General features: G+C 61.4%; 22 protein-coding genes. 15 read left to right on the top strand and 7 right to left on the bottom strand.

All coding sequences use genetic code 11. The features are described from left to right. The first annotated feature begins 16 nt into the window (after positions 1-16). Positions 17-388: an ArsR/SmtB family transcription factor gene (locus tag QRN51_RS09040; protein WP_284989560.1), complete on the top strand. Its 372-nt coding sequence runs from the start codon at positions 17-19 to the stop codon at positions 386-388. Between the two features lie 59 nt (positions 389-447). Here QRN51_RS09040 and QRN51_RS09035 read toward each other — a convergent pair whose 3' ends face one another. From QRN51_RS09035 to QRN51_RS09015, 5 genes are all read right to left on the bottom strand, one after another. Then, positions 448-1,323, bottom strand: coding sequence for an amino acid ABC transporter permease (locus tag QRN51_RS09035; RefSeq protein WP_284989559.1), 876 nt, complete (start codon positions 1,321-1,323; stop codon positions 448-450). After that, on the bottom strand, positions 1,320-2,000 hold the full coding sequence (locus tag QRN51_RS09030; protein ID WP_284989558.1) for an amino acid ABC transporter permease: 681 nt from the start codon (positions 1,998-2,000) through the stop codon (positions 1,320-1,322). The genes QRN51_RS09035 and QRN51_RS09030 overlap by 4 nt, the downstream gene beginning before the upstream one ends. A gap of 35 nt (positions 2,001-2,035) precedes the next feature. Beyond that, positions 2,036-2,875 carry a glutamate ABC transporter substrate-binding protein gene (locus QRN51_RS09025; RefSeq protein ID WP_502870855.1) on the bottom strand — a complete coding sequence of 280 codons (840 nt, stop codon included), beginning with the start codon at positions 2,873-2,875 and terminating at the stop codon, positions 2,036-2,038. Positions 2,876-2,901: 26 nt separating this feature from the next. Continuing rightward, complete coding sequence (locus QRN51_RS09020; RefSeq protein ID WP_284989556.1) at positions 2,902-3,630, bottom strand: amino acid ABC transporter ATP-binding protein; 729 nt, start codon at positions 3,628-3,630, stop codon at positions 2,902-2,904. Between the two features lie 375 nt (positions 3,631-4,005). Then, a complete protein-coding gene (locus QRN51_RS09015) occupies positions 4,006-4,659 on the bottom strand; it encodes a GntR family transcriptional regulator (RefSeq protein ID WP_284989555.1) in 654 nt (217 codons plus the stop codon). Positions 4,660-4,953: 294 nt separating this feature from the next. Between QRN51_RS09015 and QRN51_RS09010 the strand changes: the two genes are divergently transcribed. From QRN51_RS09010 to QRN51_RS23245, 7 genes are all read left to right on the top strand, one after another. Continuing rightward, positions 4,954-6,171 carry a pyridoxal phosphate-dependent aminotransferase gene (locus QRN51_RS09010; protein ID WP_284989554.1) on the top strand — a complete coding sequence of 406 codons (1,218 nt, stop codon included), beginning with the start codon at positions 4,954-4,956 and terminating at the stop codon, positions 6,169-6,171. 3 nt (positions 6,172-6,174) lie between these two features. Then, the gene (locus QRN51_RS09005; RefSeq protein WP_284989553.1) at positions 6,175-6,726 is read left to right on the top strand and encodes a thiamine pyrophosphate-binding protein; all 552 of its coding nucleotides are present in this window, start codon (positions 6,175-6,177) and stop codon (positions 6,724-6,726) included. Further along, a complete protein-coding gene (locus QRN51_RS09000; protein ID WP_284989552.1) occupies positions 6,723-7,307 on the top strand; it encodes a thiamine pyrophosphate-dependent enzyme in 585 nt (194 codons plus the stop codon). The genes QRN51_RS09005 and QRN51_RS09000 overlap by 4 nt, the downstream gene beginning before the upstream one ends. A gap of 71 nt (positions 7,308-7,378) precedes the next feature. Then, positions 7,379-8,863 carry an NAD-dependent succinate-semialdehyde dehydrogenase gene (locus QRN51_RS08995; RefSeq protein WP_284989551.1) on the top strand — a complete coding sequence of 495 codons (1,485 nt, stop codon included), beginning with the start codon at positions 7,379-7,381 and terminating at the stop codon, positions 8,861-8,863. 33 nt (positions 8,864-8,896) lie between these two features. Then, the gene (locus tag QRN51_RS08990; protein ID WP_284989550.1) at positions 8,897-9,181 is read left to right on the top strand and encodes a hypothetical protein; all 285 of its coding nucleotides are present in this window, start codon (positions 8,897-8,899) and stop codon (positions 9,179-9,181) included. A 28-nt stretch (positions 9,182-9,209) separates the two neighbouring features. Further along, a complete protein-coding gene (locus QRN51_RS08985) occupies positions 9,210-10,217 on the top strand; it encodes a homoserine dehydrogenase (protein WP_284989549.1) in 1,008 nt (335 codons plus the stop codon). Between the two features lie 78 nt (positions 10,218-10,295). Then, complete coding sequence (locus QRN51_RS23245; protein ID WP_350224968.1) at positions 10,296-10,436, top strand: aldehyde dehydrogenase family protein; 141 nt, start codon at positions 10,296-10,298, stop codon at positions 10,434-10,436. 306 nt (positions 10,437-10,742) lie between these two features. Here the strand turns inward: QRN51_RS23245 and QRN51_RS08980 are convergent, their stop codons facing one another. Both QRN51_RS08980 and QRN51_RS08975 read right to left on the bottom strand, forming a co-directional pair. Next, positions 10,743-12,044, bottom strand: coding sequence for a glutamate-cysteine ligase family protein (locus QRN51_RS08980; protein WP_284989548.1), 1,302 nt, complete (start codon positions 12,042-12,044; stop codon positions 10,743-10,745). A gap of 169 nt (positions 12,045-12,213) precedes the next feature. Beyond that, positions 12,214-12,627: a GFA family protein gene (locus QRN51_RS08975; RefSeq protein ID WP_284989547.1), complete on the bottom strand. Its 414-nt coding sequence runs from the start codon at positions 12,625-12,627 to the stop codon at positions 12,214-12,216. A 390-nt stretch (positions 12,628-13,017) separates the two neighbouring features. Between QRN51_RS08975 and QRN51_RS08970 the strand changes: the two genes are divergently transcribed. The 7 genes from QRN51_RS08970 to QRN51_RS08940 all read left to right on the top strand — a co-directional run bounded on the left by QRN51_RS08970 (position 13,018) and on the right by QRN51_RS08940 (position 20,989). Beyond that, positions 13,018-14,484: an aldehyde dehydrogenase family protein gene (locus QRN51_RS08970; RefSeq protein WP_284989546.1), complete on the top strand. Its 1,467-nt coding sequence runs from the start codon at positions 13,018-13,020 to the stop codon at positions 14,482-14,484. A 68-nt stretch (positions 14,485-14,552) separates the two neighbouring features. After that, positions 14,553-14,939 (top strand): nuclear transport factor 2 family protein, encoded by a 387-nt coding sequence (locus QRN51_RS08965; RefSeq protein WP_284989545.1) that lies wholly within the window; start codon positions 14,553-14,555, stop codon positions 14,937-14,939. Positions 14,940-15,565: 626 nt separating this feature from the next. Next, positions 15,566-16,285, top strand: coding sequence for a TetR/AcrR family transcriptional regulator (locus QRN51_RS08960; RefSeq protein ID WP_284989544.1), 720 nt, complete (start codon positions 15,566-15,568; stop codon positions 16,283-16,285). Between the two features lie 439 nt (positions 16,286-16,724). Further along, positions 16,725-17,519 (top strand): gamma-glutamyl-gamma-aminobutyrate hydrolase family protein, encoded by a 795-nt coding sequence (locus QRN51_RS08955; protein ID WP_284989543.1) that lies wholly within the window; start codon positions 16,725-16,727, stop codon positions 17,517-17,519. A 736-nt stretch (positions 17,520-18,255) separates the two neighbouring features. Continuing rightward, positions 18,256-19,137 (top strand): ABC transporter substrate-binding protein, encoded by an 882-nt coding sequence (locus QRN51_RS08950; RefSeq protein ID WP_284989542.1) that lies wholly within the window; start codon positions 18,256-18,258, stop codon positions 19,135-19,137. Continuing rightward, entirely contained in the window at positions 19,134-20,246 is a 1,113-nt protein-coding gene (locus tag QRN51_RS08945) for an amino acid ABC transporter permease (protein WP_284989541.1), read from the top strand. Before QRN51_RS08950 ends, QRN51_RS08945 begins: the two co-directional genes overlap by 4 nt. Next, positions 20,246-20,989, top strand: a complete 744-nt coding sequence (locus tag QRN51_RS08940; RefSeq protein WP_284989731.1) for an amino acid ABC transporter ATP-binding protein — start codon at positions 20,246-20,248, stop codon at positions 20,987-20,989. Before QRN51_RS08945 ends, QRN51_RS08940 begins: the two co-directional genes overlap by 1 nt. Positions 20,990-21,472 lie beyond the last annotated feature (483 nt).

The following is a 21,472-nucleotide window of genomic DNA, read 5'->3' as shown; positions in this document are numbered from 1 at the left end:
CTTGGATAATCGAACCATGCGCACCTTGGACCACCCCACGCCCCATGAGATTCAGATCGACACTGTCCTGTCGGCACTGGCCGATCCGATTCGTCGGCGCATTGTGAACCAGTTGGCTAATGGCCACGACGACCAGGCGTGTATCGCTTTCGAGCTCCCGGTAAGCAAGTCCACCTCGACCCACCATTTCCGCGTCCTTCGCGAAGCAGGAATCATCGAACAGCACTATCAAGGCACGGCAATCCTGAACACACTCAGGTCCGAAGTGCTCGACGTGCTGTTTCCAGGACTGCTCGACGCCGTGATCCACGCTGAACGAGCCGTGGCGCGAAGGACAGACCTCCATAACGGCCCCGGCGTTTCAACGACAGACGCCACCGGGGAGTAGCCGTCGGCGTCGAGGCGTGCGGACAGACATGTTCCGCACGCCCCAACGCGGCTCCCCACCTACGTTTGCGGGACGAGAACCTTCTCAAGTGCCGGCTTGGCAACAGGCTTCCGGCCGCTGCGAAGGCGGTTCTCAAGGAAGGTTGCGAGTCGCGACAACCCAAGGTTGATGGCGATCATCACGAGCGCTATGACCATCAATGAAGGAATGTAGTTTGAGTAGGCCGAACCTGCCTGAATCCCTTGCCTTACGGCCTCGACGTACGTGATTTGGTAGCCGAGGGCGGTGTCCTTCAGCGCTACAACAAGCTGCGCAACGATTGCTGGCAACATTGCCGTTATTGCCTGCGGCAAGAGAACCATTCGCAGGGTTTGTCCATGGCCCAGCCCGAGAGCTATCGCGGCCTCTCCTTGTCCCTTGGGGATGGCTTTGATCCCGGCCCGTACGATTTCCGCGATGACCGCGCCGTTGCTGAGCGCCAGCCCTGTTACGACCGCAGCTACAGCGAGCTCGGTCGAAGGAAACAGCTCAGAATCAGCAAATAACTGGAAGCAAAAGAGCATGAGGACGAGAAGCGGAATTGCACGGAAGAACTCCACCACGGCGCCGCAGCAATTGCGCACAAGCCGATTCTCCGACAGACGCCCTACGCCTAGGAGAATGCCCAGAATGATGGCCAAGACAATGGAGAATGCCGCCGCCTGAAGCGTTCCCGCAATTCCAGGCAGAAGATACGTCAGCCACATCTCCGGCGTCAGGAAAGGCTCCCACTTTTCTGCGGCCAACTGCCCCTTTTCGGCAAGGGCAGACCAGACCCACCACCCGGTGCCCATCAGGCCCAGGACACATAGGACACTGACGGCAATGTTCAGCGCCTTACCTCTGGGGCCGGGGACGTCATAAAGAGTCCTCATGGTTGCTCCGGAGCCGCTCATCGTTTCACCTCAAACTTCTTACTTAGGTATCCGAAGGCCGCCCCCGTCGGAATGGTCAGGCACATGAAGCCGACCCCGAAGATCAATCCAACGATGATGAGGGCAGACGTGTTTTCGATCATTTCCTTCATGAGCAGCGCGGCCTCAGCCACGCCAATGACAGAAGCAACAGTTGTATTCTTGGTCAGCGCTATGAGAATGCTTCCCAACGGGGCGATGACGGCACGGAACGCCTGCGGAAGGACGATATAGCGCAGACCCTGCATGAAGCCCAGACCCAACGAACGAGCGGCCTCCGACTGGCCGGGCGGAACAGTGTTGACTCCTGCCCTGAGCGCCTCCGACACAAACGTTGCGGTGTAGAGGCTGAATGAAAGAACAGCCAGCCTGAAGGAGCTGTCCGTTATCGACGTAGGCGACTTCGGGTCCGCCAGGGTGATTCCAAGCTGCTGCGCCAAGCCGAACGACGCGAAGAGGACCACGAGGGTCAGCGGCGTGTTCCTGACGAGGTTCACATATCCGGTGGCGACGGTCCGCAGCGCCCATACCGGAGACAAACGCATGGCAGTGAGCGCTGTGCCCAACAGCAACGAACCCAACGCCGAAAGCACCGTCAGTTCAAGTGTGATCACAAATGCGGCGAGAAGCTGGTCCCCGTATTCGTTGAGGATATCCATTTTCTATGTCCAGTCTTGTCTGGCAGCTGCGGGAGCTAGTAGCGGTCAATGACGGGCTTAGCGGGCAACGCGTAGCCGGATGGACCAATGTTGGTTTCAAACGCTTTGGCCCAGGAGCCGTCATCGATCATCGACTGGATGGCATCGTTGATCTTGGCGCGGCCGGCGGTGTCGTCTTTCTTCAGACCGATGCCATAGTTTTCTTTGCTGAAGGTCTTGCCTACGAGCTTCAACTTCCCCTGGTTAGCCGCGGCAAAGCCAGCGAGTTGAATGTCGTCGGTCGTCATCGCGTCCACCGCGCCACTCTTCAGTGCTTCGACGCATGCCGAAGGCGTGTCGTACTCCTGCAGTTGAGCGTCTTTGCTGTAGTTTTTCTTGATGTTCTGGGCTGGGGTCGACCCAGTCACGGAGCACAGCTTCTTCCCGCCGTTCAAGGACTCCGGACCCGTGATGTCCGTGTTATCGGTCCGCACCAGGAGAGACTGGCCCGCAAGGAAATATGGTCCCGCGAAAGCCACTTTCTCCTTTCGCGCGTCATTGATGCTGTAGGTATTCACGACGTAATCCACCTGTCCGTTCTGGATCAGGCTTTCTCGCTGAGCAGGGGTGGCCTCCTTCCAAGTAATGGAAGATTCTGGGACACCCAGCTTGTTGGCTACGTACTTGGCGACATCGACGTCAAAACCCTTGAACGAACCATTTGGACTCTTAATGCCGAGACCCGGACGATCGAAGGAGATTCCGATCGTCAGATGACCGCTTTGGGCACTTGCTTCGACAGATTTGGGCTTGGAGGTCGCCCCGGAACAGCCGGCCACTGAGCCGGCAAGGATCAGAGCGACCGCAGGGACGGCAAGGAACTTGAGCTTCACAATGAACTACTTTCTAAAATTTGGGGAGGTCAGTGGCTGAGGATCTTGCCCAGGAAGTCCCTGGCACGCGCAGTAGACGGGCTGGCGAAGAAATGATCCGGGGTGGCGTCTTCAAGGATTTGGCCGTCCGCCATGAAGACCACGCGGTCGGCAGCGCGGCGGGCGAACCCCATCTCATGGGTGACGACGAGCATTGTCATGCCACCTTTGGCCAGGGACGTCATAACCTCCAGGACTTCGGTGACCATCTCCGGGTCGAGCGCCGAGGTGGGCTCATCAAAAAGCATCACTTTGGGTTCCATGGCCAACGCCCTGGCAATAGCAACGCGCTGCTGCTGACCACCCGAAAGCTGAGCGGGAAGTTTGTGTGCTTGGTTAGCAATGCCCACGCGTTCCAGCAGCGCCATGGCTCTGCTCCTGGCCTCGGCCTTCGACAACCTGCGCACCTTTAGCGGTGCAAGCATGACGTTTTCAAGGATGGTCTTGTGAGCGAACAGATTGAACGACTGAAAGACCATTCCGACGTCGGCGCGATATCGCGTGAGCGCCTTGCCCTCCTGGGGCAAGGGCTTACCGTCAACGGCGATCGTCCCGGATCCGATCGTCTCCAGCCTGTTGATAGTGCGGCACAGTGTCGACTTACCCGAGCCGGAGGGACCGAGCACGACGACGACTTGGCCTTGTGCGACCTCAAGGTTGACATCGCGAAGGACATGCAGGGGTCCAAAGTGCTTGTTGACCCCGCGAACTGAAATCATTGCGGTTTTCTCGTTGGCAGCTGCTTCAGAAGAGCTGTCAACTGCCTTTTGCAGTTCCATGGTTGCCATTCGTTCTAGGGAGGACATGCCAGCCAACAGGATTCGGCAGTTGCCTAACCCCGCGCTTCGCCTCAACGGCGATCGGCCTTGTCTGTGGATGTAGGCGGTTGCGATTCGCTGGAGCTGTTTGCGCTAACCCCAACACGCCCTGTGATCTAAGTTACGAAAATACGAATGTTAACATTTGTACTTGATGACACAGGGTTGGGCAAGTCCAACGTCAACAAGTCCTGGACAGAATTGAGCGCTTAGCCGTCACGATTCGGGGAAACGCTGCACTGGCAGCGAGTCACGGCCTCAGCTAGGGGCGAGCCTTCAACTCGCGTCTTCGGCCCTCTCCTGGCCGTTCAGGTCAGCCTTGATCCTCTCGAAGGCGGTCTGGATATGGTCCTGTACCAGCTCTTCAGCCTTCTCGGTATCCCGATCCCTAATAACCCTAAACATCTCCCAATGCTCAGGACCTATGCGGGTCCGGTAATCATCGTGTCCCTGTTGTCGATTCAGCAGGAGCAGCGCTATCTGCGACCGGAGACCAAGCCAGACTTGCTCCAATCTGTCATGGCCGGCACACGCGTAGATCGCATCGTGGAATGCTATGTCCGCTTGAAGCATCTCGCTCCGATCCCCCTTGGCCGCGATCCGCTCTATGTCTTCTGCCCGAGCCTGCAAAATCTCAAGGTCTCCGTCTGTCCGACCTTCGATGAGCCGCTGGACGGCCAGAAGTTCGATGACATACCGCAGAGAATAGATCTCCTCGAGATCCTTGTGCGTAAATACCGTCACTCGCGAGCCCCGGTGCCAGTCCCCCTGGAGCAGGCCCTCCTGTCGCAACAAGATGATGGCATCGCGTACCGGACCGCGGCTCACGGAAAGCGATGCGGCCATTTCCACTTCATTCAGCCTCGTCCCGGGCTCAATCTCTCCCGCCAGGATGGCGTCGCGGATCCGATCGGCAACATCTTGCGCCATGCCTCGACGTTTCAGGGGCGCCCGAAGGGTCCCGCCCTTGACATTTGTATTGGTGTCAGATTTCATAATGTTAACATTCTTGCAGTTGGAAGCTCGTTAGTCAGGTCATTCCAAGATTATCCCAGCCACGCAGGTTCAGTCCGGTGATCCGTTGCCGTTCGGCCCCAATCCTCCAAACACCTTTGGACAATTGGGGCCGAACGCAAGGTCGCTGGACTCGCCAACACCTTTGTACTGGCCGCTATAGGGCACCCCGCCAATCCGTATCCCACCCAAATTGGAGTACTCCCCATAATGAGCACCGTCACAGCCACCAGATTCAGCCGATCTGCAGAACGTCTGGCGGAGATCAAACCTTCTCCAATTCGAGCGATTTTTGATCGTGCTGCCGCTCTGGAAGCTTCGGGCGAGAAGGTATATCACTTTGAGATTGGGCGTCCGGATTTTGATACGCCGCAAGTCGCAAAGGACGCCACGTCCGCCGCGCTTGCGCGGGGCGAAGTCCACTACGGACCGAACGCAGGCACCCCGGAACTCCGCCGCGCCATCAGCGGGTACCTTCAGGACCGACGCGGGACCACCTACGATCCCGTCTCCGAAGTGATCGTCACGATCGGTGCCAACGAGGCGGTGTTCCTGGCCCTCATGGCCTTCTGCGGTCCGGGCGACGAAGTGATCGTGCCAGTCCCGGCCTGGGCGCACTACGAATCCTGTATCCGCCTGGCCGGAGCCACTCCGATCCCTGTCCGCTTGGACGCGGCCAACGATTTCCGGCTGGACATCGAGGCAATTTCTGCCGCGATCACAGAAAACACTCGGATGGTCATCCTTTGCACGCCGAACAACCCCACAGGCGGCGTTGCTACCCGACAGGAAATCGAAGCCCTCGCTGCGGTCTTGGAGCCGACCGACGCGCTGCTAATGTCTGATGAGATCTACGCCGACCTGGTCTACGGCGATGTCAAACACGAATCCCCTGCCGGGGTCGGATCCCTGCGCGAGCGGACCCTGGTGATCGGCGGCTTCGCCAAAGCGTTCGCTATGGATGGCTGGCGCCTGGGCTGGCTGGCCGGCCCTCGCGAACTCATCACCCCGGCCCTTCGGGTTCGCCAATACACCACCGTCTGCGCGCCCACCTTCCTCCAGCCCGGCGCCACCGCGGCACTAAACCACGCGGGACCCGACGCCGAGATGATGCGCGGCGAGTTCGAACAGCGCCGCGCGGCGGGGCTGGCCCTTCTGCAAGACATCCCCGGCGTCAAGGTAAGCCAGCCGGACGGAGCGTTCTACTTCTACCTTACGTACTCCCCCGACGTCGCCGAACCGGCCGAACAGCTGGCCCTGCGCCTGCTTGACGAACACAACGTTGCCGTCGTCCCCGGCACTGCGTTCGACCCCCAAGGCGGAACCCATTCCATCCGGATCTCCTATGCCTGCCACATCGAAGACCTCACCGAGGGCCTGCGACGCATCGTCCAGACCCTGACCGCCACAACCGCAAAGGGAGCTTGACCCATGTCTACGACTATTACCCAGGACCGCCATGCCGAGGTGGTGGCCGCGATCATCGCCCTTGCCCCCGACGGCGTCGCCTACGTCCCTTCCGCCTCCATCGCCCCGATCATCAACGGCGTCCTGACCGCCCAGGAAAACGGGGACCTGCCCCTGGTCTACCCCGTCTCCCGCGAAGAAGAAGCCATCGGCGTCATCGGCGCCTACCCCTTCACCAACAAATTCGGCGTCATCCTCATGCAGGACAACGGCTTCGGCAACGCCCTCACCGCCCTGACCACCTTCGCCGTGTCCTACCACCTGCCACTGCTCATCGTCGCCAACACCCGCGGCGGACTCGGCGAATACAACTCCATGATCCACTCCATCTCCGAACCCGTCCCCGCCCTGCTGGCCTCCACCAACATCCCCGTCTTCCGCATCGACCGCCGCAACACCGCCCAAGACTGGGGCGCCACCGTCGCCGAAGCCGGCAACCACGCCCGCATGACCTTCCGACCCGTCGTCGTCCTCATGGAATTCTTCGACCCCAAAGACGCAAAGGCAAAAGCATGAAACGCATCGAAGCCCTCAAAGCAATCGTCGACACCACCCCCGACGTCCCCGTCGTCGCGACCTGCGCCGCCACGTCCCGCGAGCTGGCCGCGGTCGAGGACCGGGATAACCACCTCTACCTCCTGGACGCCATGGGCCTGGCCATCTCCGTCGGCACCGGCATCGCCCAGGCCATCAACAACACCCCCGTCCCCCGCGCCGTCGTCATCGAAGGCGACGGCTCCCTCCTGATGAACCCCGGATCCGCCATCACCGCCGGCTACCTCGCCCCGGAAAACCTCGTCATCGTCCTGCTCGACAACGGCGTCTACGCCTCCACCGCCTCCATCCCCACCCAGGCCGTCACCATCGACCTGGGCCGCTTCGCCGAATCCGTGGACCTGAAAGTCCTCCGCGCCCGGACCCCCGAAGAACTCACCCTCGCCCTGAAACAAACCCTCACCGAACCCGGCCCCTGGTTCATCCACACCCGCACCGAACCCGGCAACGAACCCGGCACCCCCCTCCTCCTCATCGACCCCGTCGTCCACGGCCACCGCTTCCAAAACTGGCTCACCACAAGACTGAACGAAGCGTCCTAACCACATCCTTTCCTCCTGCCGGGCCCTACCGGCCCGGCAGGAACCCAGCCGCTGAAAGCACGAGAATTCCCATGGAACACACCACCACTACCGCTCCCGCACCCACCCCGGCCTTGGGGTTCCCGGAGAAACTCATGCCAATCGGCGGCGTCTGGGTCCCCTCCAGCACCGGGACCACCATCACCGTCTCCAACCCTGCCACCGAACAACCCATTGCCGAGGTTCCTTCCGCCACCGTCCAGGACGGCCTCGCTGCCCTCGACGCGGCATGCTCTGCCCAGGACGCCTGGGCAGCCACCCCGGCGCGAGAACGCGCCGACATCCTCGCCCGCACCTACCAGGGAATCATCGACCGCCGCGACGAGTTCGCCGCCCTGATCACCGCCGAAATGGGCAAAACCCTCCCCGAAGCGCAAGCCGAAGTGGACTACGGCGCCGGGTTCTTCCGCTGGTTCGCCGAATCCGCCGGCCGCCTGCACCTCGAGGGCCAGTACGGTCTCGAGCCCGGCGGGAACTACCGGATCGCCGTCTCCAAACGCCCCGTGGGACCCGCCCTCCTCATCACGCCCTGGAACTTCCCCCTCGCCATGGGCGCCCGGAAAATCGCCCCAGCCCTGGCCGCAGGCTGCACGACCGTCCTCAAACCCGCCGAACTAACACCGCTAACCAGCCTCCTGCTCGCACAGGTCATGGAAGAAGCAGGCGTGCCCGCCGGCGTCGTCAACGTCATCACGACCAACGATTCGCGCGGAGTCGTCGGCGCAATCATGGCCGACCCCCGGATCCGGAAGATCTCCTTCACCGGCTCCACCCAGGTCGGCCGCGCCCTGCTTCGGCAAGCAGCCGAAAACGTCATGAACACCTCCATGGAACTCGGCGGCAACGCACCCCTGATCGTGTTCGACGACGCCGATCTCGACCAAGCTGTCGACGGAGCCATTGTCGCCAAACTGCGCAACGGCGGCCAATCCTGCGTCGGAGCGAACCGCATCTACCTCCAGTCCGGCATCGCCGAACAGTTCACCCAACGCTTCACTGAGAAAATGGCCGCCACCCGGGTCGGCGACGGAGCGGAGCCCGGCGTGGAACTCGGCCCGCTCGTGGACGCCAAACAAGTGGCCAGTGTCTCTGCGCTCGTCACCGACGCCGTCGCCAAGGGAGCCACGCTCCTCACCGGCGGAACCATCCAGGAAGGAGCCGGCTACTACTACCCGCCCACCGTCCTCACGAACATCCCGGCCGACGCCGACATCCGCACCGAGGAAATCTTCGGCCCGGTCGCAGCGATCTACACCTTCGACACCGAAGACGAAGCCATCACCGAAGCCAACGACACCCCCTACGGCCTGGCCTCCTACGTCTTTACCCAAAACCTCTCCCGCGCCCTGCGCGTCGCCGACGCCATCGAGGCCGGGATGACCGGAATCAACCGCGGACTCGTCTCCAACCCCGCAGCACCCTTCGGCGGCACAAACCAATCAGGGCTGCACCGCGAAGGCGGAACCGAAGGCCTCGACGCCTACCAGGAAACCAAATACACCGGCATCCAACTCTAGTCAGGTCGGCCCAGCCACTTCGGAAGGTGAGCTATGAACACGATCCTTGTTTTCCTGATCATCGGTGCCGGGGTGGCAGCCGCCGCTTTGTGCACGCCAGGCCTTCGCGAACGCACAGGCGTTGGTGAAGCGATGTCCGTCGGGATGACAGGGTCCGTCTTTTCCGGTCTCGTCACTTTGAGCATCGGCGGCCACGATCTCTCCGGGCCGATCCCGGCAATTTGTTGCGGCGCCTCGGCGCTTGGCGCAGCCGTCCTGCTGTGGATCACGCTGTCAGCGGGGGAACCGCGCTCCACCTCACGGAGGGAGACCCGATGAAATTCAACATTCCGGTGCAGGAGGCTGCATGCGTCCACTTGGCGTAGCCATTACAGGGTTTGGGAACGTCGGTCGACATGTCGCGGAGATGCTCGAATTGCGCCGCCACGGATATCGTGAACGTTTCGGCGTCGACGTGCGGATTACCGGCGTTTGCGGGTCGGCCGCAGGTTTGGTGGATTCGAATGGGCTATCCGCGAAGCGCCTGCAAGAACGTCCAGCGTTCACGCCTGGGCTCAGCGGCGATCTCTTCATGTCCGCAGTGCGCGCCGACATACTCATTGATGCGGGCCCGAGCGACTACAGAACCGGCGGCGCATCGCTGACATACCTTCGCGCTGCACTCCGTCGACACATGCACGCACTGGTGGTCTCCAAAGGGGCCCTGGTGACCGATCTGAGGAACCTTCAGCACCTCGCCGCCGCGAACAGTGTGTCGCTTCGGTTCAGCGGAGCTGCCGCCGCGGCCCTCCCCACCGTCGATCTCATTGAACACAACCTCGCAGGAACCAAAGTGCTCGCAATCGAGGCGGTGCTGACCGGCACCACAAACTTCATCCTCAACGAGATGCTCCAAGGCGGCCTTGACATCCACGAAGCCCTCCGCTTGGCCCAGGAGAAAGGTATTGCTGAACCGGACCCTACTTTTGACATCGACGGATGGGACACAGCGAGCAAACTGATCATCATCGCCAACTCTGCGCTGGGCATGGACCTGCACCTCGATTCCCTTCCCAGGCAGGGCATCCGCTCCGTCTCAGACATCGACGTCGAGCAATGGAGAACCCGAGGGGTCGCGCCACGCTTGGTCGGTTTCGTCAATCGGCAAACAGGGCCCGTCCGGGCCGGGATCGAACTCCGCGAGTACCCTCAAAACCACCCGTTCGCCGGCCTCCAAGGCAGCATGAAGGCAATTCGGGTTCTCACGGAGGAAATGGGGGAACTCACTGTCCTCGGCGGGGCATCCAGCACACCTGCCACTGCTGCGGCCGTCCTCAAAGACCTCGACCACGTACTGTCCCGCATTACTGCTTAGCCGACGTCAACCCAGCGTTGAGATGTCGATGACGAAACGGTACCGGACGTCAGAGGCCAGCACGCGACCGTAGGGCTCATTGATTTCCACCAGCTCGTCTCGGACGCCGACACGCGCACCATAGAGATCTTCGGACCGGTCGCAGCGATTTACACCTTCGACACCGAGGACCAAGCCATCGCCGAAGCCAACAACGCCCCCTACGGCCTGGCCTCCTAGGTCTTCGCCCAGAATCTCTCACGTGGCCTGCGCGTCCCTGAGGCCGGCACGACGGGAATCAACCGCGGACAAGTCAGCAATCCCGCAACGCCCTTCGGCGGCACCACCAATCAGGGCTGTACCGCGAAGGCGGAACCTAAGGCCGCGACGTCTACCAGCAAACCAAATACTCCGGTATCCAACTCTGAGAGTCAGATGCCGGTCCAGAAAGGTCCACAGCCAGAGGGCTCCCGACGCACGGCACGCGCCAGGAGCCCTCTGCGTTCCTGCCGTCATCAGGCATCAAAGCTGCTTCTGCGCCCTGGTTCAGGCCCCGACGACGCAGCTTTCTTGGGCGCAGCCGTGGATGTGCTTTCCCCACTCGGATGGATGATCATCACCGGGTGATCGGCCCTGGATCGTCCAGCGCTCCAAGTACTCCTCCACTTGCTTGGCAAGGACGGCCGTTGCCGAGTTGCACTGCAGTTGTAAAGCTGCCAGCGTCAGCAACTTCACAGCAGCAACGGCAGTAATGGGGTTTTCGAGACCAAAACATGCTGCCTCCTCCCATGTTGGCGAGTCAGCGCAGATGTCTCTCGCGTGCTCGGCGATTCGTCGATCAGATACGAGTGCTGCGATCACGGCTGCTGGCACGGCCCACCAGCAACCCGGTTGAGCGTCAATGTATCGGACCTCAAAGTAGCCTCGGGGCCGTACATGCGGGAACAGGGTACTTAAGTGATGCTGGAGGTCTTCAAGACTAGCTGGGGGGAGATCGGCAACCGCCGTCCTCCCTTCCAGTAGCCAATCGCGGAAGGTAAGTCCCAAAGGGGCCTTCCAGCTGCCGTGCGGACGGCGAAGCATCATCAGTGGGGCATCCAGAGCCCATTGTGTATACGCGGCTGCGGGATCGCTCTGCCCTTCGGCATACGGGACGCCGGTTCGGGATCGGTCGAGCGCGAGCCACGCCGCGAGTCGCTTGCTCTTCCAGCCCGTTCGCCTGCCGCGGAACCATGAAGAGTTAGCGAACGTCGCGGCAAGTGTTGGCCCAAGCGCATACAAAAGATCCCAACGATCGCGCATCTCGGCGTCACTGGTGCCGGCCTCGATGTTGATCTGTAAGGAAGCTGTGGAACACATCATGATGGAACCGGCCTGTCCCCAAGGGCGAAAGTACTCTTCCATGGCACTGTAACGGGGTGCCTGAGTGATCCGCCTCGGTTCCCGGAAAGGGTCGACACCCGCACCAGTCAGGGCGAAGCCGAGTTCGGCAGCCCGCCCGCGTAGCAGGGCCATGCTCTGGTGCACAGACTGAATAGCTTCAGGGAGGCTGTCCTTCGGAAGCGAGCTGAATTCGAATTGGCCACCTGGTTCCAGAGTGAGGTTTCCATCGACCCTTGCGCTCTTGAGCCCTTCAAAGAATTCTCGGTAATCGCCGTCAGAAAGCGAGCCCTTGAGAGATGGATCTCCGGTGCGGCCGACCAGCAGTTCAAGTTCAAGTCCGATACGCCCGGCTGGGCCAGTGGTAAAGCATGATTGCTGAATCCGCTCCTCGGCTTCAGAGACTGTAAGCGGCTGCTCCGCCAGATTCACGCCTCGCGGGCCCATGCGGCTATCGATGGAAGTCACGGACTTTGGATCCTCTCGCCCGTTTCGATGGTTGCTGCGCCCGATGTAATCGGGCGCCGCTTGATGCGTCCGGAATGTAACTGGCGGACGGGAAAGGGTTGGGCGCGCCGCCCCCATACGCCGACACGCCCAACCCCAAAGGTGCGCGCGACCAGCGCGCGTGCTTCGGTCAGGACGGAATGTCGCCGTCATAGCGCTCCGCGCCCGGGAGTGGGGCAACCCACGGCTGGGCGGACCGGCACCAGACTTCCACCGTCGGCTTGAGCCACGAGGTGTCGTTCAGCGTCCCGGCCTTGACGAAGGCCAGCCCCGGCATTGCGTCGATTCGGCCGACGATCGGCGAACCGCAGTCCGAGCAGAACGTACGGTTGGTGTTGGTCTTGTGCTCAGAGCCGACCGTAATGAAGGTCTTGACCGAGTCTCCGGTGATTGTCAGTTTGTCGTCATCGACGCCGATGACGAGGGAGAACGCACCACCGGTCTGGCGCTGGCAATCGGTGCAGTGGCAGACCGCTGTGAACTTCGGTTCGCTTGCGATCGTGTACGTGACCTCGCCGCAAAGGCAGGCTCCTTCGAGTTTCATGTTGTGCTCCTTGTGCTTCATCGGAAAAGGGTTACTTGTGTCGGACGGCCTTTCGGAACGCTTCCGGGTGCCGATGGCGCGGTCCTTGACGTGGCGATCATGCAGGGCGATCCACGACTCGGTGCTGGACCAGTGGGGGAAACCACTGCCAACCCTGTCGTGGCGTCAATCACATCCTAAGCTGAAACAATATCGCATTTCATAATTTTCGAAAAGGCCTTGTTCTTGTGCCAAGTGCCGTCTAAAGTGAAACATGAATCTGTTTCAGTCTTCCTCCATCATTCCTTGAACCCCGGATCGTTCGATGCCTCGGCTCGGAACGAACGATCCGAGCGTTGGGAATGTCACCCAGAAATCCAGCAACACAAGCAGCACGACAGGAGAGAGTACATGGGAGTATCTATCGCGGAAGGTAAGAGCGCGATCAAACCCGCAGACTTCAATGCGCCATACGGACTGCTCATTGACGGCGAGATCGTCATGACAGACGAAGGCTTCGACGTTTTCAATCCAGCCAACAATAAAGTCCTCGCGAGTGCACCCCTGGGCACCCGGGACCACATGGAGCGGGCCATTGGCGCAGCGAAACAGGCCTTCCCGGCTTGGTCCGCGTTGTCCGCAGACCAGCGTGAAGAGATCATTGTTGACTTCTTCAATGCGCTCGAAGCGCAGAAGGAAGAATTCATCACCCTTCTCTCGCTTGAGCAAGGAAAGCCCCGTCACAACCAGGCCGCGTTCGAGGTCAACCTCGCCAACCCCTGGATCCCAAAGACAGCCAAGTCGAGGCTCGACATCAAGGTCCTTGAGGAAAATGACGATCACCGCATCGAGCTTCGCCGCTCCCCGCTCGGAGTAGTAGGTGCCATCATCCCCTGGAACTACCCCTACCTCCACGTCCTGTGGAAGACCGTGCCGGCGCTGATTACCGGCAACACGGTGGTTCTGAAGCCATCGCCGTACACGCCGCTTTGTGCACTGCGAATCGGTGAACTGGCGGCCCAGGTCTTCCCGCCCGGTGTATTCAACATAGTGACGGGCGGAAATGAGCTCGGGCAGATCCTGACCGAAAGCCCCGACGTCGGAATGATCACCTTCACGGGCTCTACCGCAACCGGGACCAAGATCATGTCCTCGGCCGCCGGCACCATCAAGCGGGTGACCCTTGAGCTCGGCGGAAACGATCCAGCGATCCTCCTTCCGGACGCAGACTGGCAAGACGCTGTGCCGAAGGTCTTCAATGCCGCGTTTGGAAACTCCGGTCAGTGGTGCATCGCGGCAAAGCGCATCTACGTACACCGCTCCTTCCACGAAGACTTCGTCAAGGCCCTCGTGGAATACGCAAAAACGCAGAAGGTCGGCGACGGAATGGATCCCACCAGTGATCTCGGTCCGGTCAACAACCGGATGCAATACGACAAGCTTCGCGACCTCTTCGAGGACACCCGCCGAAACGGATACGACGTGCCGCTAGGCGGCGTCATCGACGAAACACAAGACGGCAACTTCGTTCCCGTAACGATCGTCAACAACCCCCCGGAGGACAGCCGCATTGTCCAGGAGGAACCCTTCGGACCGATAGTGCCGGTCATCGCATACGACGACGTCGAAGACGTCATCGAACGTGCCAACGCCACAGTGTTCGGTCTGGGTGCCACCGTCTGGGGCCGGGACCAGGAACGTGCCCTCAAAGTGGCGGACCGGATCGAGTCCGGCAACGTGTGGATCAACCAAGGACAAAGCCACCCGGATCACGCCCCGTTCGGCGGACACAAGCAGTCCGGACTGAGTGTTGAGCATGGCGACGAAGGACTCGCGTCCCACACCAACAACAAGACTGTTGTGATCCGGAAGCGCTAACCAGCCCTTCCCACCAAGAAAACACCCACGGGCTGTCATCCAGACGCCCGACCAGCCAAGGAGTAACCATGCCGAAGAACCTAAAGGTCGTTCCTACTGAGGAATACGACCAGATCGTTGTCACCGTCCAGAAGTATGTTGAAGGCCTGCGAGTCGGCAGCCCCGAGGGCGTCGCCGAGGCGTTCCACGAGGACGCCACTATGTACGGCTTCACCAATGGCCAGCTTCTGGGTGGCCCCATCAAGAACCTCTACGACTTCGTCGCCGAGAACGGTACCGCTCCGGACGTCAAGACCCGAGTGGACATTATCGGCATCACCCAGACCACTGCCGTGGTAAAGGTCGACATGGAGAACGACGCCATTGGCGCCGACTACACCGACTTCCACACCCTGCTCAAGCAGGACGGCGAATGGAAGATCATCGCCAAGGTGTACCACCAGTACGAGAAGTAGGCGAGCACCCGCTGGGAGGCTCTGTGGCGGGCGTTGCCTGCGGCAGGGCCTCCTGTTCGTTGAATCGAGCCGTCACTGAAGGAGCCTAGCGCCTTGCATTTCCGCTCTCGCAACTCCGATGCCACGGCTCCACTCGAGCTGACCGCTGCCGAATGTCTCGCGGGCACGCCGCCCGAGCCATTGAACAGGGGCGCATTTGTGATGCCAGAATGCACCGCTGATCAGCCGACGAACGAGGAGATACAAGCTCGCGGGGTCATTAGGAGGCTTCGCTGAGGGTCACCGAGAAGCTGCGGACAACCGCGAAACAGCCGAAGACGTCCGAATCGGCGCCGTCGCTGGAGTCATCGCCGGTGCGAAAGCCTATGGGTTAGATAGTGCCTGCGCCGATCATCCGACGTCGAAAGTCGCGACGATGAAGGCGACCATAAGGGCGGCACCACACAGGGGTGCCGCCTTCAGTGCTCTCGTCAACCGAGCCTTGCCCCGCGGCTCACCCCTTTCCCATAGTATGAAACATGTGGTTCTAGAGCAGAGGCCTCGGAGATTCCAAACGAATCGCCCTCTGCGGCAGTCGGGGCACTGTAAAGGATCTCGGAGTCAGGCGGCGAAGGATGGTCGATTCGATGAATAGGAGCATTGGCGCTCTGAAGGACGGCAAGCAGGCGGAGCCCGCCGCTTCCGCTTCCGCCGATCACCCCAAGTCCCTGGCTGAGCTCATGGACGAGGCCGCATCCCAGGTCGGAGCCCACCGCTTTGCTCTTCAGAAGCGCAGTAAAGCCAAATTTGAACGGGTCATCCAAGCGACCATTGAGCTACTCGAAGAGGGCGGACCGGAGCTGGTCACCACCACGATGGTCGCGGCACGGGCCGGAATATCGGTCGGCTGGCTGTATAACTTCTTCGAAGGTCGCGAGGCGCTGCTCGAGGAGATCCTTGTGACGGGCCTCCGGGACCTCGACCGGCGGCTGGCAAATGTCGAGTTCGACCTCAGCGGGCCGAATTGGAAGGAGAAGGCGGAAGCCGGCGTCGAGGCCCACATTGAGTACTTCGCGGATCTTCCGGCTGTCCGGGCTCTGTGGTTCTCCTCGGAGTTCTCCGGTCGAATGATCGTGGCCAATCGTATGCACGACAATGAGCTTGCCGCTTTCCTTGCCCGTAGCATCACCGATGTTCGTCCGGACGCCCCAGATGTGCCGCTGGACATCGTCACCCAGGTTTTTGTCGGCATGCTCGACAAGGGTGTTGACCTGGCCTATAGGGAAAATCCGCGGATAGGCAATGACGCCCTGCTCCAAGAGATGAAGCGGTCCAGCATCGCATATCTCGCTACCTTCTTGCCCTGAGAGTCGGGGCCTGGGGCTCCTACGAGGCCCACTAAAGCTATTCGAACGGCGCCGCATTCCTGAGGCACTTGGAAGGGCCTCATCGAACCGTTACGGCCACTCGTCCACGAGAAGCTGGTCAAACTCCCTGCGCATCCTCGATGTGACGGCACATGGCTTCGCGTGCGGCCGCTCCTGGTCCTAGCCGGAAGGCGCGAGGCGCCACCCGGCGTACTTTGACAACCCTGCTCAAGTCTTCCGTCATGGGATGGCATTTCCGGATCGGCGCCGGCAGTCGCCCAGAACATTCGCAGGAAATACGCCGCCGGCGATGCCGCCTTGACACAACCACGCGGCAACGCCATTCTGTTTAAGGTATTTGGTTCATACCTAATACCGAATTGACTTTCTATCTAAGCAGAGCGAAGCAACCGCCGAGCCATCCCGTGAGGAGATCACATTGACCATCGCCGAGTCGACCATCCCCAGGATCGGGATTCCTATCCGCTTGTCCAGCCTCGGGTGCGGGTCCATGGATCCGCGCATGGAAGCCGCACAGAAGGTCTTTGACGCCGTGGTTGAGCTCATCCGCGAATCTGGTGCCGAACCGGTCGTGATCGCGCCCGGCACCACGGAGGAGCTTGACACCGTCTTTGGTACTTGCCAAGGCTTCATCCTCCCCGGCGGCGGCGACGTCGACCCAACGCTCTTCGGCGGGGCGGCCGACGAGGCAACCCTGTTCGGCGTCGACGCCGAACAGGACAGCCTCGATATCGCGGCCATCCGCTACGGGCTTGAGAACGCGCTCCCGGTCCTGGGAATCTGCCGCGGCCTGCAACTGCTGAACGTCGTCTATGGTGGCACCCTCCACATCGATCTTGAAGCTGGCAGCATTGCACACGCCGACAAGGAGGGCGCGAGCGGCATGGACTTCGCCGTCCACGAGGTCGAGCTCCTTCCCGGGAGCCGTTGCGCGGCGGTGTTCGGCGGCGTCGGCCGAATCAAGATCGCTTCTGCACACCACCAGGCCGTCGATGAACTGGGCTCCGGCCTGCGGATCTCGGCCCGTGCCGACGATGGCCTCATCGAAGCACTCGAGTCCGAGGACGAAGCCTGGGTGCTCGGAATTCAATGGCACCCCGAGGCGCCCATCCCCGTGACCGAACTTCGACTTCCCGTTTTCTCAGCATTGAAAGCCGAAGCGGAACGCGTGCTCGGCTCCACTGATAGCTTCCTTGAGCGCCAGGGGGCCTAGAACCATGAGCACCACTCCTCCGAGGACTTCGGCCCAGCCCCAGTAAGCAGGTCTGGATACTGTGGATGAACGCCCCCGGAGTTCCTAAAGGGCGAAGAGATGGCTGCGTTCGGTGAAGTTCGTGTGCGCGCCATTGCGGGGAGAGCAGAACACGCGGTGGTTCGCTACGCAGGTGGGCGCGGAGCGGCTTCTTGGCCGCTGCCTAGTCAATTCGCGTAATCGGTTGTTGGCTATTTCGCGGACCAGCTCGATGTTACAGATTAAGCGGAATTCCTAACGGATGGTGACAGCGAACGCGCATGCCCGGAAGATCCGCGGACTGTACGGATATCGTGAATTTGCCGGCGCGGCGCTCGAGGAACTGACCGGGCTCGAGGGCTCGCGTGCCCGCAATTGGCGGTTCCCCACGGTCAAGCCTGCCGCTGGGCGGGCACTACTCCGTCGCGCCTCAGCACCAACTCAAGGGCGCGCCATTTCGAAGACCTCAGCGCGCATAGGGTCAGGATCCGTCGCAACGCGAGGGCGCGAGGCGCTCGGCTGCATCGAGGGGCCATCCGTGAACACCGAGACCGGACCCAGAACTCCTTGACACCAGAAAGTGTGTCCTGTTTCATAGTTAAAGGTATTTGGACCATACCTAAAACCATAGCCCGGTTCAGGGCCGAACCGATCGCGGCCGGGCGTAGTCCACCCATGGGCTGCGGTTTGTTCCCCATCAGTCTCCTAGGAGGATCCAATGAAGAAGCGTTCCCTCGCCGCCGTCACCGTGACGGCCGTGACCCTCGCCCTCACCGCATGCGGCGGCTCCGCGAACTCGAGCGCGTCGGCAGGCTCAGGCAGCACGTCCGGTTTCGGTGACTGCAAGGTCACCGGTCAGCAGGCCAGCATCAAGCTCAAGACCCAGCAGCCCGATGTTCTGACGGTCGCTGTCGTGCTGCCCAACCCCGGGTGGTCCAACGGCACGAACCCGGATGCGGTCAAGAGCGGGTTCGAGTACTGCATGGCCGCGGACATCGCCTACCGGGCGGGCCTAAAGTCGGTCCAGCTGAAGAACTTCGCTTGGGACCAGTTCATCTCGGGCACGGCCTCGGGCTACGATATCGGACTCGCAACGGTGACGATCACGGACAAGCGCAAGCAGGTTTTCGACTTCTCACGCAGGTACTTTTCCTCGAACCTGGGCGTGGCCACCAAGAAGGACTCTAAGGTCACGGCCGACACTCTCCGTGACGCGAAGATTGGGGTCCTCCAGGGCAACGTGGGCGCGCAGTGGGTTGCCGACGTGCTCAAGCCCACCAAGCCCGCAGCAGTCTTCCAGTCCGCTCCCGACATCTTCACTGCACTCAGCGCCGGACAGGTGGACGCTGTCGTCACCGACACGACGATCGCCCTGACGAGCGTGAAAGAAACCGGTGGGGCTCTCGTCGTACCCGGGCAGATAGCCCTGGATCAGGGCTACGGGATCGTGCTGCCTCGAAGCTCGGAGAACACCACCGTGGTCGACAAGACTGTCGGCGACCTGGATTCCGACGGGACACTGAAGGCTCTAGGCGCTCAGTACCTTCAGCCGACGTTCGGAGTTGACCCTAACGCCGTCCCGTTCTGGAGCGTGAAGTGACTTCGGTTGCAGCTTCGCCGCTAGCCGCGGCCCCACGCTTGAGCCCGCCGCCAAGGAGCCGTGCACTTTCGTCGGCGTCGGCCGTGGTCGCGCTCGCCCTTCTCCTGTTCGTAGCGGCACTCGGCACCGCCGGGATGAACGGGACTGCACCGGGTACCACGCCATACACCGTCGGTTGGCTGTTGAGCACTGCCGGCGTGCTCGTTTCAGGCATCGTGTTGTGGATCGCAGTCCGCGCCTTCCGCCGGTCGTTCCGCGCCTCCCGCGAGATGAGTGAGGGGCGGATTCTTGACGCCCGGGCGAGCGCGGCAGCATCCCTTCAAGACGCTAAGTTCACCTTCGGGCTGGGTACTGCTGTCCTCATCGTCGTCGCCGGCGCAGTGATGATCACCATGAACGACGCGATCATCCAGAAGACATTCCTCCGCTGGGACTTCATGGCCGAAAGCGCCGGCGACATCTTCGCCGCATTCGGGCTGAACATCCGGATCGCGGTCGTGACCGAGATCTTCGTTCTGGCATTCGGTCTGCTTCTTGCCGTCGCCCGCCTGGTCCCCGGACGGGCCGGGCGCCCGGTGCGGGCAATCGCCATCGCGTACATCGACTGCCTACGCGCGGTGCCCGCCATCATCGTCATCTACCTGGTGGGTTTCGGCCTGCCTTTATTGAAGCTCCCGGTCTTGTCCGACCTTCCGCCTGAATGGTTTGCGATCATCGCGCTGACCCTGACGTTCAGCGCCTACACCGCTGAAACCTACCGCGCCGGCATTGAAGCGATCCACCCGTCACAGTGGTCCGCTTCCCGCTCGCTCGGGTTCTCCTTCGGGAAGACACTCCGATACGTTATCCTGCCCCAGGCCATCCGCGGCGTGATCCCGCCACTGCTCAGCCTGTTCATTTCCCTGCAGAAAGACACGTCGCTGGTAAACATCATCGGCACCATGGACGCCTTCAACCAGGCCAAGTTCTATTCCTCGGCAAACTTCAACCTCTCGTCCGTGACGGTCGTCGCCGTCCTCTTCATCATGATCACTATCCCGCAGACCCGCTTCGTCGACTGGATGCTCGAACGAGGCGCTTCCCGCCGTGGCCGAAAGAGAGGTAAGTGATGTCCTTCATCGAATTGGTCGGCCTGCACAAAAGCTACGGCGACCATACCGTCCTCCAGGGGATCGACCTACAGGTCGAGCAACATCAAGTCGTCACCCTGATCGGTGCCTCCGGATCAGGCAAGTCCACCCTGCTGCGCTGCATCAATGCCCTCGAGCCGATCGACGGCGGAGAGATCCACATTGACGGGGACGTGGTCAGCGGACCCGGCGTGAACGTCGACAGTCTGCGCCGGAGGGTAGGGATGGTGTTCCAGTCCTTCAACCTCTTCCCGCACATGACGGTGCTAGACAACATAGCCATCGGGCCCATCAAGCTCCAAGGAATCCGCCCGGATGTCGCGCGCGAACGCGCCCGCTCCCTGCTTGAGCGAGTCAATCTCGGGAACCGCGCCGACTATTACCCCGATCAGCTCTCCGGCGGCCAACAGCAGCGTGTGGCGATCGTGCGGACTCTGGCGATGGAGCCCAAGGCGGTGCTCCTGGACGAAATCACCTCAGCACTCGACCCGGAGCTGGTCGCCGAAGTCCTGAACATCGTCCGCGAGCTCGCCGCTGACGGCATGACCATGATGCTCGCGACCCACGAGATGCACTTCGCGCGCGAGGTTTCAGACCTGGTGGTCTTCCTCGAACAAGGGCGTCTCCTCGAAAAGGGACCGCCCGAGCAAGTTTTCGGGGACCCTATCGAGCCGCGCACGCGCGAGTTCCTTCGCCAAATCGTTGAGGCCGGGCGCCTCTAAACCTCGCCACGACACGATCGGATGGGTAATGTCAGTGCCGTGTGGTTCGCCGCAAGACCGAACCACACGGCCCGCTCAGAATGAGCCGATTCCACAACTTTGGAACGTTTCCTCCCGCAGGCATCAGTAACGAAAACACCGGGACGATCTTGGGCTGTTCGATGGCGACCAGCGCCCTCATCGGTCCTCGTCGCGAGGTCAACCGTCTGTAACGTGACTGCCAGAAGGTGCCCTCGGTACTGACTGCCGCCACGGAGGCGATCCCGAGAGCGCCTTTGAGGTATTTGTTTCCCGGGCGGGCGTGGCTGGACTTGACCTTACCGGCGGATTGATTGTGCCCGGACGGACACCTGCCCACGACGCGAGATGCGCCGCGACATCGGGTCATACCAAGCCGGCGCCGTGGGAGCCGCCGCGGACGGGAAGGATCCGCAACCCTGTGTCAGTCCCAGCCCGGCTTGCGTCGACCGATGGAATCCGCCG

It is taken from the genome of Arthrobacter sp. efr-133-TYG-120, from assembly GCF_030209785.1.
Taxonomy (GTDB): Bacteria; Actinomycetota; Actinomycetes; order Actinomycetales; family Micrococcaceae; genus Arthrobacter.
This window is presented reverse-complemented; position numbering and strand designations above follow the sequence as displayed.

Coding starts and splice junctions, on each gene's coding strand:
- QRN51_RS08950 (WP_284989542.1), top strand. CDS start 18,256: ATGAAGAAGCGTTCCCTCGCCGCCGTCACCGTGACGGCCGTGACCCTC.
- QRN51_RS09035 (WP_284989559.1), bottom strand. CDS start 1,323: ATGAGCGGCTCCGGAGCAACCATGAGGACTCTTTATGACGTCCCCGGC.
- QRN51_RS08960 (WP_284989544.1), top strand. CDS start 15,566: ATGAATAGGAGCATTGGCGCTCTGAAGGACGGCAAGCAGGCGGAGCCC.
- QRN51_RS08995 (WP_284989551.1), top strand. CDS start 7,379: ATGGAACACACCACCACTACCGCTCCCGCACCCACCCCGGCCTTGGGG.
- QRN51_RS09040 (WP_284989560.1), top strand. CDS start 17: ATGCGCACCTTGGACCACCCCACGCCCCATGAGATTCAGATCGACACT.
- QRN51_RS09030 (WP_284989558.1), bottom strand. CDS start 2,000: ATGGATATCCTCAACGAATACGGGGACCAGCTTCTCGCCGCATTTGTG.
- QRN51_RS08975 (WP_284989547.1), bottom strand. CDS start 12,627: ATGAAACTCGAAGGAGCCTGCCTTTGCGGCGAGGTCACGTACACGATC.
- QRN51_RS09020 (WP_284989556.1), bottom strand. CDS start 3,630: ATGATTTCAGTTCGCGGGGTCAACAAGCACTTTGGACCCCTGCATGTC.
- QRN51_RS08965 (WP_284989545.1), top strand. CDS start 14,553: ATGCCGAAGAACCTAAAGGTCGTTCCTACTGAGGAATACGACCAGATC.
- QRN51_RS08970 (WP_284989546.1), top strand. CDS start 13,018: ATGGGAGTATCTATCGCGGAAGGTAAGAGCGCGATCAAACCCGCAGAC.
- QRN51_RS08940 (WP_284989731.1), top strand. CDS start 20,246: ATGTCCTTCATCGAATTGGTCGGCCTGCACAAAAGCTACGGCGACCAT.
- QRN51_RS09000 (WP_284989552.1), top strand. CDS start 6,723: ATGAAACGCATCGAAGCCCTCAAAGCAATCGTCGACACCACCCCCGAC.
- QRN51_RS09015 (WP_284989555.1), bottom strand. CDS start 4,659: ATGGCGCAAGATGTTGCCGATCGGATCCGCGACGCCATCCTGGCGGGA.
- QRN51_RS09005 (WP_284989553.1), top strand. CDS start 6,175: ATGTCTACGACTATTACCCAGGACCGCCATGCCGAGGTGGTGGCCGCG.
- QRN51_RS09010 (WP_284989554.1), top strand. CDS start 4,954: ATGAGCACCGTCACAGCCACCAGATTCAGCCGATCTGCAGAACGTCTG.
- QRN51_RS08985 (WP_284989549.1), top strand. CDS start 9,210: ATGCGTCCACTTGGCGTAGCCATTACAGGGTTTGGGAACGTCGGTCGA.
- QRN51_RS08990 (WP_284989550.1), top strand. CDS start 8,897: ATGAACACGATCCTTGTTTTCCTGATCATCGGTGCCGGGGTGGCAGCC.